The organism is Streptomyces sp. NPDC032126, from assembly GCF_055580085.1.
This window is the reverse complement of the sequence record NZ_JBVIMA010000020.1, coordinates 1-16,459: the sequence shown is the minus strand read 5'-3', so window position 1 is coordinate 16,459 and position 16,459 is coordinate 1. Positions and strand designations below refer to the sequence as shown.

At 66.7% G+C, this 16,459-nt stretch carries 9 protein-coding genes and 6 pseudogenes; 4 read left to right on the top strand and 11 right to left on the bottom strand.

The window, feature by feature from the left end:
- Positions 1–51: 51 nt before the first annotated feature.
- From ACZ5NW_RS37340 to ACZ5NW_RS37310, 7 genes and pseudogenes are all read right to left on the bottom strand, one after another.
- Positions 52–851, bottom strand: a pseudogene (locus tag ACZ5NW_RS37340) (IS5 family transposase).
- 103 nt (positions 852–954) lie between these two features.
- Complete coding sequence (locus ACZ5NW_RS37335) at positions 955–1,308, bottom strand: hypothetical protein (protein ID WP_468748502.1); 354 nt, start codon at positions 1,306–1,308, stop codon at positions 955–957.
- Positions 1,305–2,436, bottom strand: a pseudogene (locus ACZ5NW_RS37330) (IS256 family transposase). Before ACZ5NW_RS37330 ends, ACZ5NW_RS37335 begins: the two are co-directional and overlap by 4 nt.
- Before the next feature lie 287 nt (positions 2,437–2,723).
- Positions 2,724–3,440, bottom strand: a complete 717-nt coding sequence (locus ACZ5NW_RS37325) for a GH12 family glycosyl hydrolase domain-containing protein (RefSeq protein ID WP_468748501.1) — start codon at positions 3,438–3,440, stop codon at positions 2,724–2,726.
- A 136-nt stretch (positions 3,441–3,576) separates the two neighbouring features.
- Complete coding sequence (locus ACZ5NW_RS37320; protein WP_468748500.1) at positions 3,577–5,919, bottom strand: WD40/YVTN/BNR-like repeat-containing protein; 2,343 nt, start codon at positions 5,917–5,919, stop codon at positions 3,577–3,579.
- Positions 5,920–7,454: 1,535 nt separating this feature from the next.
- Positions 7,455–7,748, bottom strand: coding sequence for a ribosomal protein L7/L12 (locus ACZ5NW_RS37315; protein ID WP_468748499.1), 294 nt, complete (start codon positions 7,746–7,748; stop codon positions 7,455–7,457).
- Positions 7,749–7,764: 16 nt separating this feature from the next.
- Positions 7,765–9,612: an ISL3 family transposase gene (locus ACZ5NW_RS37310; RefSeq protein WP_468748498.1), complete on the bottom strand. Its 1,848-nt coding sequence runs from the start codon at positions 9,610–9,612 to the stop codon at positions 7,765–7,767.
- 524 nt (positions 9,613–10,136) lie between these two features.
- Between ACZ5NW_RS37310 and ACZ5NW_RS37305 the strand changes: the two genes are divergently transcribed.
- A complete protein-coding gene (locus tag ACZ5NW_RS37305) occupies positions 10,137–10,466 on the top strand; it encodes a hypothetical protein (protein WP_468748497.1) in 330 nt (109 codons plus the stop codon).
- A 213-nt stretch (positions 10,467–10,679) separates the two neighbouring features.
- Positions 10,680–11,430, top strand: a pseudogene (locus tag ACZ5NW_RS37300) (transposase family protein).
- A 44-nt stretch (positions 11,431–11,474) separates the two neighbouring features.
- Here the strand turns inward: ACZ5NW_RS37300 and ACZ5NW_RS37295 are convergent.
- From ACZ5NW_RS37295 to ACZ5NW_RS37280, 4 genes and pseudogenes are all read right to left on the bottom strand, one after another.
- Positions 11,475–11,966, bottom strand: coding sequence for an SMI1/KNR4 family protein (locus ACZ5NW_RS37295; RefSeq protein ID WP_468748496.1), 492 nt, complete (start codon positions 11,964–11,966; stop codon positions 11,475–11,477).
- A gap of 95 nt (positions 11,967–12,061) precedes the next feature.
- A pseudogene (locus ACZ5NW_RS37290) lies at positions 12,062–12,874 on the bottom strand (IS5 family transposase).
- Between the two features lie 14 nt (positions 12,875–12,888).
- Positions 12,889–13,062: pseudogene (locus tag ACZ5NW_RS37285) on the bottom strand (tyrosine-type recombinase/integrase); the annotation flags it as partial.
- A gap of 50 nt (positions 13,063–13,112) precedes the next feature.
- A pseudogene (locus ACZ5NW_RS37280) lies at positions 13,113–13,775 on the bottom strand (ISAs1 family transposase); the annotation flags it as partial.
- An 806-nt stretch (positions 13,776–14,581) separates the two neighbouring features.
- Here ACZ5NW_RS37280 and ACZ5NW_RS37275 point away from each other — a divergent pair.
- Both ACZ5NW_RS37275 and ACZ5NW_RS37270 read left to right on the top strand, forming a co-directional pair.
- The gene (locus ACZ5NW_RS37275; protein WP_468748495.1) at positions 14,582–15,190 is read left to right on the top strand and encodes a hypothetical protein; all 609 of its coding nucleotides are present in this window, start codon (positions 14,582–14,584) and stop codon (positions 15,188–15,190) included.
- A gap of 125 nt (positions 15,191–15,315) precedes the next feature.
- Entirely contained in the window at positions 15,316–16,179 is an 864-nt protein-coding gene (locus tag ACZ5NW_RS37270; protein WP_468748494.1) for a hypothetical protein, read from the top strand.
- Positions 16,180–16,459 lie beyond the last annotated feature (280 nt).

Sequence of the window (16,459 nt, the reverse complement as noted above, 5' to 3'; positions counted from 1 at the left end):
AAACCCTCAAGCCTCGACCCGTCAGACAGGCTCCAGGGGCCGTCTTGCCGATCATGTATCGAGCCGGATGAGGGTGCCGGCCAGGGTGATGGCGGCCGGGTGGCGGTCGGGCCACTTGTCGTAGCGGGTGGCGATGCTCTGCCACCGCTTGAGGCGGTGGAAGCAGCGTTCGACGACGTTACGGCGGCGGTAGACGGCCCTGCCGAACCGCAGGGTCGTTCACGGCGCCGTCGACCTGCGAGCTGGTCGATGCGTTCGGGGAGGGTCGCCTTGATGCCGCGTCTGCGCAGGCAGGCGCGGGCCGAGTAGCCCTTGTCGGCCACGACCCGCTCCCGGCGGACGCGGGGCCGTCCCGGTCGGGGCCGGGTGACGCGGATGGTGTCGATGACCGCTTCGGCCTGGGTGCAGTCGTGGCGGGCGTCGGCCGTGACGGTGAAGGCCGGAGGCCTGCCCTGCCCGTCGCAGGTGCCAGGTGGATTTTGCTGGTCGGCCGCCGCGGGAGCATCCGAGTCCGCGCTCGTCGAGCCCCCTTTGGCAGCGGTGTGCTGTTGGGCTCCGACGATGGTGGAGTCCAGCGCGACCAGCCAGTCCACCTCCGCCCGTGTCTGGGCCGCGGCCAGGAGCCGGTCGAAGGCTGCCTCGGCGGCCCAGCGAAGCGTCCGCGCAGGGCCTGCCAGGGCCCGAACCTCTCCGACAGATCCCTCCAGGGCACTAGGGGGCGGAACTTGAACACGCACCTGGCGGTGATCCCGCCACCTGCCCCGGGCCCGGCCCGCCGGCGGCAACAGCGGCTCGATCACCGCCCAGGCGACGTCAGTTATGTCCCCATCCCTCACGATCCGTCCAACGATCGGATGATCGGACAAACACTGCCTGGAGGGAGATCCCCGTGTCCCGCCGCACCATCGTTCTGTTCGCCACGAGGAATAGTCCAGACCTGTGGATTCGGCGTGGTCAGCGATAGCGCGGGAGTCCGCCGAGGTCCGGAAGCTCGTCCTCGAAGTCGCAGGCGGCAACGGCGTCGAGGCCGCGGTTCCAGACTGCCTTGAGCACGCGTGAGACTGCGTCGACGAGGACGGGGTCGGGGTCGTCGGCTTCCGCCTCGATCGTGAACGGCCATCCGATGAAGTCTTCGGCCAGCCCGTCGTCCGGGTTGGGCCGGATCTCGAAGACCATGCGACCTGATCGGATGGTGTAGTGATCGTCGGCGGAGGCTCCGAGAGTTGCCGCGACGAGCGCTGTCACGGACTCGCGGTTGCCGCCTCGCACAAAGATTTGGCAGTCTCCATAGTCCTTTGCCGTGTTCACGCGGCCTGCTCCTGTCGCTCGACCAGGGTGGCGTTCTCGAACCGGGCCCCAGTGCGGACCAGGGGGACCAGATGGGCGCCGGTGGCCGCGCGCCAGCGTGTCTGGGCCGAGTCGACGAGCTGGAACACCATCGCCGGTGCGGCGGCTGGGCTGCCGGCACTGCGGGTGACCCTGGTGCGGAGCGTGACCGTGGAGATAGTTGACTTGATGGGGTTCGTGGTCTGCAGGGGGATCCAGTGCTCGGCAGGGAAGTCGTCGAACGCCAGCCGTTGCTCGACGTCGTCTGTGATCTTCGCGACGGCCTTGGGCAACCTTGCGCGGTAGGTTTTCGTGACCGCTTCGATGGCCTTCTCGGCGTGGGTGCGGTCCTCGGCGTTGTAGATCTCCTGCATCGCCTTCGCCGCGCCGGGCTGCGCGGACTTGGGCAAGCAGTTCGTGGCCTTGCGGGCCTTGTGGACCCAGCACCTTTGGCGCCGGGTGTCCGGGAAGACCTCGGCCAGGGCCTTCCACCAGTCCATCGCTCCATCGCCGACGACCAGCTCGGGGTCGCGCATGGCGCGGCGGCAGTCGCTCAGCAGGTCGGCCCATGACTCGGTGGACTCGCGCAGGCCCTCGGCCAGGACGATTACCTCTTTCGTGCCGTCGAGGCGGACCCCGAGCAGGACCAGTACGCAGGAGTGAGCCTTCCCGAGTCGGTGCTTCGGGTGCAGCCCGTCGGCCCACACGTAGACGGAGTCGCGGTCGGACAGTTCGTGCCGTTGGAAGGCGGCATGGCCGTTGCTGCACTGCGGCAGTCCGGCCGCTCCTCCGAGGAGCTGCTCAAGGGCGGGTATGAACGAGGAGAACCGCATGCGCTCGACGGTATCCTCATCCACGCGACGGTCGTTCACTTGCGGTGCCCTGACTTTCACCGGTCCGGCTGCGGTGACCACGGCCCGCGGCTGGTGGTGACCGTTGCGGACCACCAGTCGCCGCCCGTACTCGTCGGTCTCGGCCGCCAAATCGGATATGTACTGGTCGACTTCCGCCTCCAAGGCGGCGGCGAGCATCCGCCGAGCCCGTCCCGACGATCTCGTCAATCAGGGAGTCGGCCTGGGTGGCGCCGTCGTCGGTGACTACGCTGAGCACGGGCGCGCCTTCCCGACCCGCGGCGCGAACGCGGGCCTACTCGGTGACCATCACAGGATCATTCAGGAAGGTACGCCTTCTGCGTCCCTCCCGTGACCGGTCCACAGGTCTTGGGAATTGCTCGTTCGCCACCCCTCTGGTCGTCTTGTTCGCGCTTCTTGCCGCCGCCGCTGCTGCCTGTTCTGGCGCTGTTTTGGGGCCGCCCGGCTCTTCGTACGGAGAGCCGGGCGGTACTTCCCCGGCAGAAGGCGGCCGGTCACCGGTCCGTCCGTCTGCTTGCGGCGGCGTCAGAAGCCCACGGCGCCCCAGGAGTGGGCCGTGTAGTCACCGGGCCCGAATTCCCAGCCGGCCATGACGCTGTTGAGGTAGTGGTCGCCGTTGTAGAAGCCCCTGTTCTGGCCGTAGTTGAAGAACGGGGTGAGGCTGCCGGACCACCAGCCGGACTTGCTCCGGTCCAGGAAGCTGAGGGTGTGGCCGCCGTTGGGCCAGGTGTACTCGTAGATGTCCCAGCTGCGGCCGCCCAGGCCGATGTTGGTCGCGGCCGGGACCGCGTTGCCGCTCGCGTCGTAGTGGTCGGCCAGCGGCTTGGTGTTGTACCAGTTGAGCCAGATCATGATCTCGGTCTTGGAGTTGCGGTCGGTCGGCGCGGGGTAGGGGTCGATGAAGATGTCGTACGCGGCGTCGTAGTACGAGCCGGACTTCGGGTATGCCGACTGGCTGAACCACGAGGTGTTGTTGGGGCTGACGTTGCGGATCTTCTTGGGGAGTGTGGTCACCGGCGACGAATAGCCCCAGTCCTTGCCGTTGACCATGGCGACGAAGCCGGTGCCGGTGGAGGAGTTCACACCCCAGTTGTTGTCGTCGCTGTACCACGTGGAGGCGTTGCCGCCGGTCGCGTAGTACTTGAACCAGTACGTCTGTGACGCTGCCACCGCCGAGTTCGGCAGGGTGAGGACGAGGGCCAGAGCCGCGAGGAGTGCGGCCCAGCCGATGCGGAATTTCATCAGCCCTCCGGAATGTGTGCTGAGTGGGGGGATCACACAGGAGAGGAGAAGCCGGCCGTCCTGGCCTGGCGGCAGGACGGCCTCGGTCTCCCCTTCGGGACGGCGGGTGTTCAGCGAGGCGGCGTGGGGCCGAACCTCAGGCGGGGTCGCCGTAGATGACTCCGCGGCCGTTCGTCCCGAAGTAGACGCGACCGTAGATCCGGGGGTCTCCGGTCATGGTGTTGCCGGTCCAGGCGTACTGGTGGCGGTCGTCGTTGATGCGGGTCCAGGTGCGGCCCGCGTCGTCGGACCGGAAGATGCCGCGTACGCCGTGGATCTTGGAGCTGGTGTAGACGGCGGGGTAGGTGGCACCGGGGGCGGCCTTGCCGAATCCGACGACGTCGCCCTGGTCCACCGCCTCGAATTTGGTGAAGGACGATCCGGAATCGGTCGAGCGCCACAGCCCGTACGGTGTGGGGGTGGCGGGCTTGGTGGTGCCGCCGGCCAGCCAGATGTCGCCCTCGTGGCCCGGTACCGGCTTGAACCGGACGTTCCCCGCGACGGGCAGACCGGCCGCGGCCGTGGCCGTGAAGCTCTCGCCTCCGTCCGTGCTGAGGTAGAAGACGCCGGCGTCGTAGGCGTAGAACGTCGCCGGATTCACCCGGTCGGAGCGCACGGGGGCTCCGGCAGGCAGCCCCTTCGACGCCGTCCAGGTCGCGCCCTGGTCGTCGGAGAAGCTGACCGGCGCTCCGGCCGGTGACCACACGATCCGCCTGCCGTCGGCGCTGATGGCGACGGCCTGGTCGTGGACTCCGGACCCGGTGACGCCGGACGGCTCACTGCCCGACGGCTTCCAGGTGTCGCCGCTGTCGGTGGAGATGGCGAAGTGCTGGGTCCAGCCGCTGGTGGGGTCGCCGACCCGCACGATGGTGTGGGGCGCCAGCTCCGCGTAGTCCAGAGCGGTGGTCACGCCGAAGGTCGGGCTGTCGTACATCTTCGGCGCCTTGCGGAAGTCCGTGTGCCGGAAGCCGCCGACATCGCCCACGCCGGAGAAGAGGTGCGCGCGGCCGGCGGGCGGGCTGATCACGCAGGCGATCGAGCACTCCTCCAGTCCCTGGGCCCGCACGGACAGGTGCACGGTGCCGCCGCTGTCCCAGTCGGTCAGGTTGTTCGAGCCGTAGATCGTCGCGCCGGTGCCGTACAGGAAGTGGCCGGAGTCGAAAGGGTCGATCTGGACCGACTCCATCATCCAGCCCAGCTTGGGGGCCATCTCGGGCAGCGACGGCGTGGCGTTCCAGGTCAGCCAGGGGGCGGCGGAGATGTCGATGTCGTAGCGCAAAATGCGCTCGTTGTTTGAACCCAGGTCCCACGCGGGGGTCCAGTTCGCGCCGCCGTCGGTGGAGCGGAACAGGAGGCAGTCCGGGTACCACTTGACCTGCGTGGACACCATCAACGTGTCCGGGTTCTGCCGGTCGATGGTCAGGCCGCTGTAGCCGTACTGGTTGTCGTCGCTGGTGGACGGGACCGGGCTGATCCGGGTCCAGGTGTCGGTGGCGGTGTCCAGCTTCCACACGTCGCCCTTGGACCCGTCGTAGGGGCCGGCGGTGTTGCTGGTCGCCAGATACAGGTAGCCGCCGACGTGGTCGAAGACGGCGTGGTGCGGGAGGAAGCCGGTGGGCTGCCCGGGCACGCGTTCCCAGGTCGCTCCCGCGTCGGTCGACCGGTACAGGATGTTGTCCTTGTCGGCGACGGTGACGTAGAGGGTCCGGGTGGCCTTGCCCGCTCTGCCGGTGCGTTTGTCGAAGACGACTTGGAGTACGCCCAGGTTGTCACCGTTGTAGCCGTCGGGGTCACTGGGGTCGATGACGAAGTTGCCCGGGTTGGGGAAGCTGGTCACCTGCGCGAAGGTCTTGCCGTGGTCGGTGCTGCGCCACAGCCCGTGGCCGCCGCGCACGCCCAGGTAGAGGATGCTGTTGCGGTGGGGGTCGATCACCAGCCGTTCGCCGATGCCCCGGCCGGGCATGTTGCCGCCCAGCCGGAACGGCAGGGCAGTGGTCTTCCAGGTGCGGCCGCGGTCGGTCGAGCGCAGGATCGCGGCCATGCTCGGGTCCCAGTCGGGAAGGGTGTAGGTGCCCGCCGCCAGGTAGACGCGGTCGGGGTCGACCTCGTCGCTGGCGACGCTGATGATGCCGGTGTGTCCGTACTCGTCCCAGCCGATCCAGTCGGTGAGGGGGATCCACCGCCGGGACTTCGTGTCGAGGCGGTAGGCGCCGCCGATGTCGGTACGGGCGTACACCAGTCCCGGTTCGCTCTGGTTGAAGACGATGCCCGTCACGAAACCGCCGCCGACTATCTCCGCGTTGCGGAAGGCGTAGCGCGCGTGTCGGACCGTCCCGGCCGCGGTGGCGGAGGCAGCGGAGGGGGCGAGCACAGGGAGTGTGGCCGCGGCCGCGCCGGCGGCCAGCAGTCCTCGGCGGGAGAGGCGCGGGGCATGGTGCATGGCGGGTCCTGGCCTTTCGGGTGCGGGTCCGTACGGGCCTGCGGACGAGCAGCAGGACCGCCGGCTTGGGAGTGGTCGGGCGGACGGTGTCAGCCGGTCCGGGCCGACCGGCCGTCCGTGAGCAGTTCGTGGCCGCAGACGGGGAGGCGTCAGTCGGTGTGGCGTTGGCGTGTCACCGCCGTCTGTTCCCCGAGCATGCGGGAGGTGCCGGAGTCGTCGTGGCCCTCCTCGGGTTCGGCAGCCCGCGCCCGTCCCCCTGCTCGGAGTTGTGGTCCTCGCCGAAGGCGGGGCCGCCGAGGCGTTGGTTGATGAGCTGCGTCATGTGCGCCCCCAGCCCTTGATCGCGCCGGTGAGCATGCCCTTGACCAGATGCTTCAGGAGGGGGAAGGCGGCCACGTTGGGAGCAGCGTCAGCACGACCACCGCCATCTGAAGCGACAGCGGAGCCGTCAGCGACGTGCCGTCGCCGAAACCGGAGTTCGTGCGACAGAGGCGGCGCCCGCTACGCCGGCGGCCGTTCGCAGGACGGCTCGGCGGTTCATCTCGAGGCTCATGTCGTTGCGGCCCTTCGTTTTCGTGGGTCCGACCGGCGGGCGGCCGGCGCTGAGTCGTCCGGTGGCCTGATGCCGGAAGGGCGGAATCAATGGGAGTCGATGCGCTTCGATATTTGTTGAATGTAGGACCGCGCCGCCGGACACGACAACGGGCTGTTAGGTCACGGTCCGGTAACGGAAGCGCTCGAATCGGCTGGAGATAAGGCCCTCCGGGTGGCTGTTCCGCACCTGAGCGGCCCCTTCAGTGCGACACTAATGCCGAACAAACGAGCTGCGACGACTGAACGACATCACACGACTCGGCGCCACGCCATTGTCGAAGCGCTTCGACTATACGACCGCGCGACCGAAGGAAGCCGTACGCCACCAGGGCCGAGCCGCCCACGCTTTCCACGCCCTCTCATTCGACCTCCTGCAAAGGGACCTCTCCGGTGAAAACCGCCACCGCGCGCCCCGAACCATCCGGCACTGACCTGCCGTTCCGTGACCCGCGCGATTCCTCGCCCAGCGAGTCGACGATCTGATCTCCCGGCCGACGCTCGACGATCGCATCGAGCTGCTCTGCTAGTACTCACCAGGAGACCCCGGTCTCGGACGGGCTCCCTTCAAGACCGGCACCGAAAGCCTGCACGGCGTTGCCTGGCTGCGGCTGGCCATCGTGTTCCCGCAGGGCGACAGGCCTGGGTGCCACCTGGGACGAGGCGCTGCTCCGCGAGGTCGCTGCGGCCGTCGGCACCGAGGCCCGCGCCTTCCACCAGCGCCCCGCCGTCAACGGCCGCCAATTCAGCCTCCAGGTCTGGGCCTCCCGTGGTGAACCTGCTGCCAGACCCCGGTGGGGCCGCAACGAGGACTGGACGTGCTTGCTAAGTGCGTCGATTTGGGGGCAGTTGACCCGGACGTTCTTCAGGTGGAGCTGCTCGGTGTGGACGGTCACGTAATTTGGCTCTGTCGGGGATCTTGTGATGATGAGGGTGCCGAAGGCTTACTGATTCACTTCAGCGTGAGCGCCGGCACCAGCTTCGTGGAGCTCGGCCACCATGGCGGTGGCGACTTCTTCCGGCGCGTTCTCGAGGATGGTCGCGGGCAGGTGGCTGATGAGGGACTTGCAGCGCCACAAACTCTGCCCGGTTCGCCGGTGCAGTAGCTTCACGATCTCGATGGCCCGGGGGCCAGCGTCAGTCAGGACTACGGTGTGCGGCAGGTCGTCGCAGACCAGCAAGAACGATTCGCTCACCGTGTCCGATCCCTCCGTCAGTCCGCAGATGGCCTGCAGCATATGGCGAGCTCGGCGATCACGTCCTGAGAAGGATGCGTCTGCGGAGGAGGCCGAGGTTGGCCCGGCCGAAGCCCATGCGCTTGAGGAGCTTGGCTCTGGTCACGTGGCCCTCGACCTGGCCTGAGCTCCATGGCGTCGACAAGCCGGCGGTGACAGCGTCCAGGTCCCGTTTCATGCCGTTGACCAAGGAGTGCAGGGCGGGCAGGGCGTCGGCGAGGACGCGGTCCATCCAAGCGGGCAGGTCATCGCCGCGCAGGTCGCGCATCATGGCGGCGAAGTCGCGGACGTGGCCTGCGGTGGCGTCGAGGTGCGGGCAGGCGGCCCGGATCTCTTTGAGTTCGGCCGCATCGCTCTCGGCGAGGTGTCCGGGGTTGGCCATGATCCAGCGAACGATGCGTCGGGGTTTTCGGGGCGGGTCGTGGCTCGGGAGCAGGCGTGAACGAGTTGCGCGGCTTGGGGCTGTGCGGCTTCTTGAAGGGTCGGAAGTAGCGGCGGACGCACTGGATACTGCCGGTGAAGCCACGTGCGCGCAGTTCCTGGTGCAGTTGAGGGATGTCGTGGCAGCCCTCGCGCCAGCGTTCGTGCAGGTAGGGCCTGTACTCGTCCATGATCGAGGCCCGGTGGTGGCATTGACCAGCAGTTCGTCGAGACTTTGGGCGCGGGCGGAGCGCCGCACCGTTGAGTGGTCCAGCCGCAGCCGACGGCTGATCGAGGCCGGAGATTCACCCTCGGCGAGCAGTTGCTGCACCGCTGTGTACCGCTCGGTGGTGCGGGCCACCAGCCGCCTCGGGCGCCCGAGGACGTCCCGGGTGCCGTCCGGAGGGACGAACGGTACCTCCTCCACGGGCGGCTCCGCCGTCCCCGTGGACGCGGCGGCGGACTCCGTGACGGCCGGGTCCGTGGTGAACGCCGTCCGGATGCACGAGTGATGGGAGCCGACCGTATTTTCCACCGCCTCGGCGAGGTTGCGCAGCAGGTGCCAGGCGTCCGCGACTTGCCGGGCTTGCGGAGCCCCGCTGCGGGCGCCTTCGGCATAGGCGCCGGCCCGGTCGCGGCAGATCACTTCGACCTCGGGGTGATCGCGCAGCCAGGTGGCCAGCGGCTCGGCGTCCCGGCCCCGCAGCACATCGACCGGGCGTCGCTCTTCCAGGTCCACCAGGATCGTGGCGTAAGAGTCGCCCTTGCGCAGCGCGAAGTCGTCGACCCCGAGGACACGCACACTGGCCTGCGGAAACTCCGGTAACCCGCGCAGGAGTTCAAGGAGCTTGTCCTTGGCGACGTGGATGCTCAGCGCGGCCCCGAGCCGCGCACCCGGCCGGCCCGCCAGACATGCGGCGATCGAGGTGAGCAGTGTGCGCAGCAGCGGCGTGTACCGGGCATGCGGACTGGTCAGCCCCTCGACCTGCTCGGCAAACGTCACCGCCGGGCAGTACGGATTGAGGCACTTGAACCGGCGCACCACGAGTTCGACCACCGTCGAGGCTCCACCGAGGGGCGCGTCAGCGAGCCGGCGCGCGTACCGGCCGTGCACACGCCACGACACCACCCCGCATCTTGGGCACCTCGCCGTCGGCCCTGCGGAGTGGGCGCAGAACGTGACCGTACCGACCTCACGCTCGATCGACTCGACCACCACACTGGATAAATGCGGCAACAACCGCTCCAAACCCCCTGAACCGCACACCCAGTAGATGCCCAGTTCAGACTGGGTACGTGACAAGATCCCCGACAGAGCCGAATTGCGTGAGCGTCCACAGCGGACCGCAGCGAGACTGCGATCGAGGGCCGGCCTCGCCCACCAGCGGATGAGCCGGCGGACGGAACGCGTCGCGCGGATCGCAGAGCAGGAGGTGCCCGGCAGCATGGGCCGCTATGTGAGCTGGAAGGTGCGGGAGGGGCCCTGCGGTCTGGAAGGCGTCATCGTGTGCGACCACCCAGCCGTGACTTTCGTACTGACGGCACGAGGCCCCACCTGTTCAGGCCGCGCCGCGCGAAGGCGCTCAGGTTCGAGGCCGACGGGCACGTGGTGGTCACCCGGCTCGTACGGCACCCCGGTACACGGCCGAATCCGTTCCTGCAGCGGGCGCTGCGCCTGGGCCGTTGAGCCCTGGTTGGCTGGCAGAGTGCTGAGCTCAGTGGTTGTCTCGCCGGGGGTTCGCGGCCTCGGCGGGCTCCTGAGCCGCTCACTTTAAGCCCGGGCAGGGGACGACTGGAACGGCCCCGCACAGGGCCGTTCTACGTTGCAGGGCGGAGGAGGTAGTAACACCATGGAATTGGTGGGTACCGCCACCTTCTCAACCCGATGGGTCGAGAAGCCTCACCGGCCTCCCTGCCCGTAAGCCGAGTGCCCTGCTGGCTCTAACGCTGCGGCCCAGGAAGGGGAGAAGCATGCCCGATATCCTATTCCGCCGTATTGTTTGCCTCGAGACGACTAGCGGGGCAGGAGACGACGACTGTGCCGTCTACTTCCAAGGCGAAAGAATATTCCGTGAGCAGATGGCGAAGGGTAGTAATCGTCCTATAGGGGGAGAGGGGGGCCTGCTCAGGCACTTCGAGGGCAGCAAAACAGTATATGTGAAGGAAATCGACGAGAGCTCGGGTGATGACATCATCGGCACTATCAATGTCAGCGGAGCCGGGGATGGCGAGTTCCGCGAGGAAATGTGGGGCGACGGTTCGCACTACCGCCTCTATTACGGCCTCGGTGGAGCCCCCTGAGTCGACTGTCGTTGGTGTCAAGGACCTTCGTGGCCCTCTGTGCGGCTACCCTCGTGGGTGCTGCTGGTTGTGGGCCGGGCACGGAGCGGGATACAAGGGACCACCTCGTGCGCAAGACCTTTGCCTTCCACACTGAACCTCTTTTATCCTGTCTCCCAGGTGTAAATAGGCTGGTGGGCAGGGGTGTGACAGGCAGGGCCCCTGGTCGTTGGCGTGGTGATCTCACTCATCACACCGGCGACCGAAGGGTCGAACATGTCTCCTGGCTCATCTACGCCCGAAGGCGTGAACTTCGTTCTTCCTGGCGGAAGTTGAGCTGCTTCAGGCAGGCCCTGCTCACCCTGGCACATCTACGCAAGAACGAGACGTACCGGCAGGTCGGCGCCAGATTCGGCGTGTCCGAGACGACCGCCTGGCGCTCGTCGACGAGACGATCGAGATAATCGCCTCCTGGGCGCCCGGCCTGCACGAAGCCCTGACCGGCCTCGGCGAGGGCGACTTCGTCATCATCGACGGCACCCTCATCCCCACCGACCGCGTCCAGGCCGACGAGCCGTACTACTCCCAAAAACACAAGCAGCACGGCATGAGCGTCCAGGTCATCGCACGGCCGGACGGCACCCCGCTCTGGTCTCCCGCGCGACACCAGGGCGCACCCACGATCTGACGCCGCGCGAGCCCACGGCATCGTCCAGGCGTGCCTGACCCGGCAGATCCTCGTGCTCGCGGACCGGGCCTATCAGCGCGCCGGCGCCACCGTTCGCACCCCTACTGCCACCGCGAACAACCCGAGCACTACCCGCAGTTCAACCGCGATCACGCCCAGCTACGGGCTCCCGGAGAACGCGCCTTCGCACAGCTGAAGACCTGGCGACTCCTCCCACGCGCCAGATGCGCCAACCACCGCATCGGCACCATCGTCCAAGCCGTCCACACCCTGATGACCTGCACGTATTCAGGATGAAAGAGGTTTACAGCGGCCAACAGAATGGGCGCTGGGGCCTGCGTTTACAGGTATCCCGGATCGCCGTTGGCGTTGAACCTTGTCAGGGAGCGCTCCAGCAGCTCCAGAAACTGGCGGAGGTCATCGGCCACCTTGTCGAACTCCGGTTCGTCCAGCGACGCCGTCCGCGTTCGGTAAACCGCCCCATCGGGCCCCGCGACGTAGATCAGGCCGCCGCCGTTCGAGCCGATGACCAGGCCATGGACCTTTTGGTCCGTGCCCACGTCGACAACGCCGTACTCCTGGAGCCGCAGCAGGACCTCACCGGCCGGATCGAGGAAGTAGCCGTTACCGACGTCCGCCCAGGTGATATCACCGATGCTCTCGTAGAAGGTGACCAGGTCAGCTGGTGTAGGGGTGACTTGGGCGAGCGTGCGAGCCGCGGCTTGATCGTCGTGGTCGGCCGGCCGGGCCTGGTTGGTCCCAGGGGGAAGCCGTGACGATGCTCGAACTCGCCTGTCATGGCCGTGAGAGTCCGGGAAACTCTGGCTGTCCACGAGGCCAGCCAGGCAGGCGAAAGCGATCGGTCACTCATGAGGCCGGATCATGGCATGAGCCACGGACATCCATGGAGTGCCCAGCGGTTCCAGTGTCAGCGCAATGCTCTGAGCTGCCGATGGGTGATGAGGCAGCAGGCGAGTTTAAGGAAGGCTTCGGCCGGAAGCCGTGCAGCCAGGCAAAACTCCTCTCCACGACCCAGCGGTAGGTGACCAGTCCGGTGCCGTGCAGGGTGCCGCGGCGGGCGATCGCGGGCACGATTCCGCGGGCGCGGACCTGGTCCCGGTAGATGTCGTGGTCGTACCCGCGGTCGGCGAACAGGGAGTCCGGCTTCCGGCGAGGATGCCCGGCCCGGCCGCGGACCGGCGGGATCGCGTCGAGCAGGGGCAGGAGCTGGGTGACGTCGTTGCGGTTGCCGCCGGTCAGCAGGACCGCGAGCGGGGTGCCGTGTCCATCAGTGATCAAGTGATGCTTGGAGTCGGCTCGTCCCCGGTCGACCGGCGACGGGCCCGTCTGCTGCCCCCTTTTAGCGCCCTGACGTGCGAGGAGTCGACCACACAGCGGGACCAGTCCAGACGTGCGGCCGCGTTGAGTTCGGCCAGCAGGACCTCGTGCAACCGCTGCCAGACGCCGGCCTCGTTCCAGTCCCGCAGCCTGCGCCGGCACGTCATGCCCGACCCAAGCCCAGGTCCTTGGGCAGGTACTCCCACTGGATCCCGGTGTGCAGCACGTACAAGATCCCGCACAGTACCGACCGGTTCGGCAACGGCCTGCGACCCGGATACCGGAACCTGCGCTCACGCCGCGGTAGCAGCGGCTCCAGACGGTCCCACAGTTCATCCGACACGATCCACGGCGACGACCCCACACCGCACCGAACGCTCAACTCCCGCCCTGGACACGGCAGCCAGGAGCGATCCACCTCATTGTGTGGGTGTAGACGTCCATGGTGATGCTGATCTGAGAGTGGCCGAGGATCTCCATCACGACGCGGGGAGCCACCCCGGCCGCAGTGAGGAGGGTAGCGGTGCCGTGGCGGGCGTCGTGCAGCCGGATGACGGGGAGGCCAGCAGCCTGGGCGACACGGGTGAAGGACGGTCGTAGCGCCGCGCGGTGGCCAGCGTCCAGGGCAGCGACCTCAACTGCCGGAACAGTCCGGGCTGGTTGGCCTTGATCAGCAGCAGGTAGTGGGCCTTCTTGTCCTCCACGAGGAACCGGGCGTGCTCGCGCTGGGTGTGCAGGGCGTCGGCAGTCACGGTCACGCCGGCCAGGTCGTACGGCTCCAGAAGGGCGGCGAAGCAGGTGATCTCGTTGGTCTTGTCCGGCACCCGCAGCTGGGTGACGGTCTGCCCGGTCCCGGTCATCGCGGCCAGCAGATGGGCGGCCGGGCTGGTGGGGGTGCGTGAGCCGCGGGCGCTCTTGCCGTCGACGGCCAGGGTGTCCGCTCCGGCCGGGTCAGCGCCGAGCAGGTCCGCGAGACCGCCGGGGCATACGGCGTTCAGGACGCGGCGGATGGTCGCCGTGCTCGGCGCGATCCGGGTGCTGAACACGGTCGTCGTGCGGGCGCCGAGGCGGGCGAGGGTGTTCTGTGGGGCGTTGCGGGCCCACTGCCCGATCGCGGCGAACGAGCGGGCCCCGGCCAGCACGGCCGAGCAGGCGATCAACAGCACGCTCACGAACGGGTGACGCTTCCCCCGCCGGTGCCGCGGGTCAGCCAGCGTGGCCAGCCGCTGCGGCAGTCCCGCAAGAGCGCGGTGCTGACGCGAGGGCGACTTGATCAGACAGACGCTGGCAGACTGACGGTACATCGAAGCTCCGGTTCCGCAGGGCGACTTGGTAGGTCACCCGCTCCAACCGGAGCTTCGTTGCGTACGAGACGGGACGACCAGCAGGCGTCACACCACCGTGACCTGCAACTTTCCGCTACTACTGGGACTTTGAAACAGCCCTGGGCGGACGCCAAAGCAAGATGCAACCCGACCACCCCGAGGGTGAGCCAAATGCTGGGCGAACGTCCGCAACGCACAGGCAGGAGGGGTGCGAACCGTGACGCGTTCACGAAGCGTGGCTGCGGCCAGCGCGGGGTTGCTGGAGGCACACGTGACGGATGCTCGTTTGGCGTCCCGGCCGTAGTGGATGCCGTTCGGTGGCTGAGGCCAGAACGGGGCTTCGGCTTGGTCCGGGCTTTCGTTGCCCGATGACCGAGGAGGGCCTGGCGGGCGAGGCTTTTCGTGTGCCCAGGCCTCAACGAAGGTGGTCATAATCGCGTTCGAGCGTCTCCAACCCTCCCTTGCTACCCAGCAACCAAACCTGCCCTGCCGAGCATCACACGCACCGGAACAGAGGAAGCCAGCACCCCCGATGCAACAGCCGGCGCGCTGCCCTGGCAGGAGAACCGGCAGACCATCACGGAAGATCGAGGCCATTTGCGCAACGGGAAGGAGGCGGAGCCTATATCGATGCAATTCCAAGAAAAGTTGTTCTAGTTAGCGCAGATGCCTGCAGTTCCTAAAGCGGCCGATGCGGGGCTGGGTCCGGCCAATGGCCAAGGGGAACTAACCCGAACGGAGGCGTTCGACTTGCAGTTTTGGAGCAGGTAATTCATCCTCCCAGTATGAAATGGTGTGACTACGAACCCGGACAGTTCCCGGATATCGAGTTCGTCAAATTGCGCATCAGCGGGAAATCGGTATGGGTGCACATTGATGGTGATGCTCACACGGCTAGCGGAGATCCGCTTGTACTTGACGAGCCCATCGTTGTCACACCTGCGGCCCTTCGTCTCGTCTCTGAGTTGGCAGAGACGGTGGAGGTGCAAGAACTACAAGCACGCTTTCACAGAGGCGAGCTTCTAGGGGCCGGGACGCAGGGCAGCCGCAGTGATAGAGGCGGCAAGAGGACCACGTCAGCAGCGAAGAAGACCACGGCGAAGAAGGCGACCGCCAAGAAGACCACGGCGGCAGCGAAGAAGACCACGGCGAAGAAAGCAACCGCCAAGAAGAACGCGGCGAAGAAATCAACCGCCAAGAAGGCCACGGCAGCAGCGAAGAAGACCACGGCGAAGAAAGCAACCGCCAAGAAGGCCACGGCAGCAGCGAAGAAGACCACGGCGAAGAAAGCAACCGCCAAGAAGACCACGGCAGCAGCGGCAACGAAGGAGACTCAGGCAGGTACGGCCAGGGTGGCAGTCACGAGGAATACTTCCGCGATGAGGTCTCAGTGATGAGTTTTTGAACCTTCTGGCGAAAGCCCAACCGAAGGAACCCGTCTCAGATCAACGCCGGATTTCAGCAGTACCACAGCATGAGCGGCTAGCTACGACGACCTTTGGCGGAATAGGAGTGGAAAATGACCTCAGTTCAAGATCCAGACTCGACCGCTAGCTTGGTGTCAAACCCTGATGACTGGCCAGTTGCTCCGGCCACGATCCAAGAGGAAGACGCAGATAAATCTCTATTCGAAGCTAAACTTGCATCACATCAAGCCTTGTTGCAGCATGGTCGCACTCGCGTCGAAGCGAGTCATGCGGCAGATCTGGCGAACGCGCAGCGTTTCCATGAGTCGCTGCTTAAGCTGGCTGACTCCTCGGTTGATCGGGCGCATGCCGGCGCGGAAACTGTGCAGAAATCGGCTGCTGCGGTTGCGACGATCTATGCTGCAATTCTCAGTGTCACGTTCAGTGTGTCCTCCCGGCCCCTGCCGTGGACTGGCGTGCTTGCGCCCGCATTTCTATGTCTGGCCATCTCGTTGTCGACTGCCTATCGCGCGTACATTGCGAGGAACTTGAAAAATGTCGCAGCTCCGCAGAGGGCCGGGTCATTCCCGAGGGATGCACTGAATCGAACCAATGAGATCACTGGGCTGATGCAAAGGCTTATTCTTTTGAGGGCATCTCTTTTGAGGGCGAGTGTAGCCGCTATGGCGGTAGGCATCCTCTACGTGCCAGCTCCTTTCGTCCCACTCTCGGGTTCAGGGGAAAAGGCTGAAAAGGTCAGTCAGCAGGATTGGCCAGCGGAGCCTAGAAGTACAAATGAGTCGTACGGTGCCATTCTCTACAAAGCGCAAGTGGATGAAGCGTCGCGCCTGCATGCGCAGCCGGAGGCGAGCGAATCAGGCGGGTGGACGATCGGGCTCACAGCGTTCGGTCTCGTGGTCGTGTTCCTTGGCGGGATGCCGTGGAAACCTCAAGACCCAACAGAGCGGCAGCAGTGAAGGGCGCTGGCCTCAGGCGAGCCGATGATCCTACGGCCTGGGCTGGCGTGCCTCTGGTCGATTGCACCGGCAGCGTGGCTGAGGCCGGTGGGGGTGCAGCGAGGCACACGCGCCTGGTCGGTTGGCCCGCCCGCCATCGTGGCTGACTGTCGTCGGCTGGGGCACAGACGGCCCCGCACCCAAGCCTAACTGCCTGTTCTCTATCCGTTCGCGTGGGTGGACAGGTTCGAACGGGGGCCTGGTTCGGGTGAGTTGTCCGGGACCGGTGCATGAAGGAAGG

Excerpts from the sequence above, each read along its gene's own strand:
- ACZ5NW_RS37315 (WP_468748499.1), bottom strand. The coding sequence starts at position 7,748 with ATGCTGCAGGCCATCTGCGGACTGACGGAGGGATCGGACACGGTGAGC.
- ACZ5NW_RS37270 (WP_468748494.1), top strand. The coding sequence starts at position 15,316 with ATGACCTCAGTTCAAGATCCAGACTCGACCGCTAGCTTGGTGTCAAAC.
- ACZ5NW_RS37320 (WP_468748500.1), bottom strand. The coding sequence starts at position 5,919 with ATGCACCATGCCCCGCGCCTCTCCCGCCGAGGACTGCTGGCCGCCGGC.
- ACZ5NW_RS37305 (WP_468748497.1), top strand. The coding sequence starts at position 10,137 with ATGCCCGATATCCTATTCCGCCGTATTGTTTGCCTCGAGACGACTAGC.
- ACZ5NW_RS37325 (WP_468748501.1), bottom strand. The coding sequence starts at position 3,440 with ATGAAATTCCGCATCGGCTGGGCCGCACTCCTCGCGGCTCTGGCCCTC.
- ACZ5NW_RS37310 (WP_468748498.1), bottom strand. The coding sequence starts at position 9,612 with ATGCTGCCGGGCACCTCCTGCTCTGCGATCCGCGCGACGCGTTCCGTC.
- ACZ5NW_RS37275 (WP_468748495.1), top strand. The coding sequence starts at position 14,582 with ATGAAATGGTGTGACTACGAACCCGGACAGTTCCCGGATATCGAGTTC.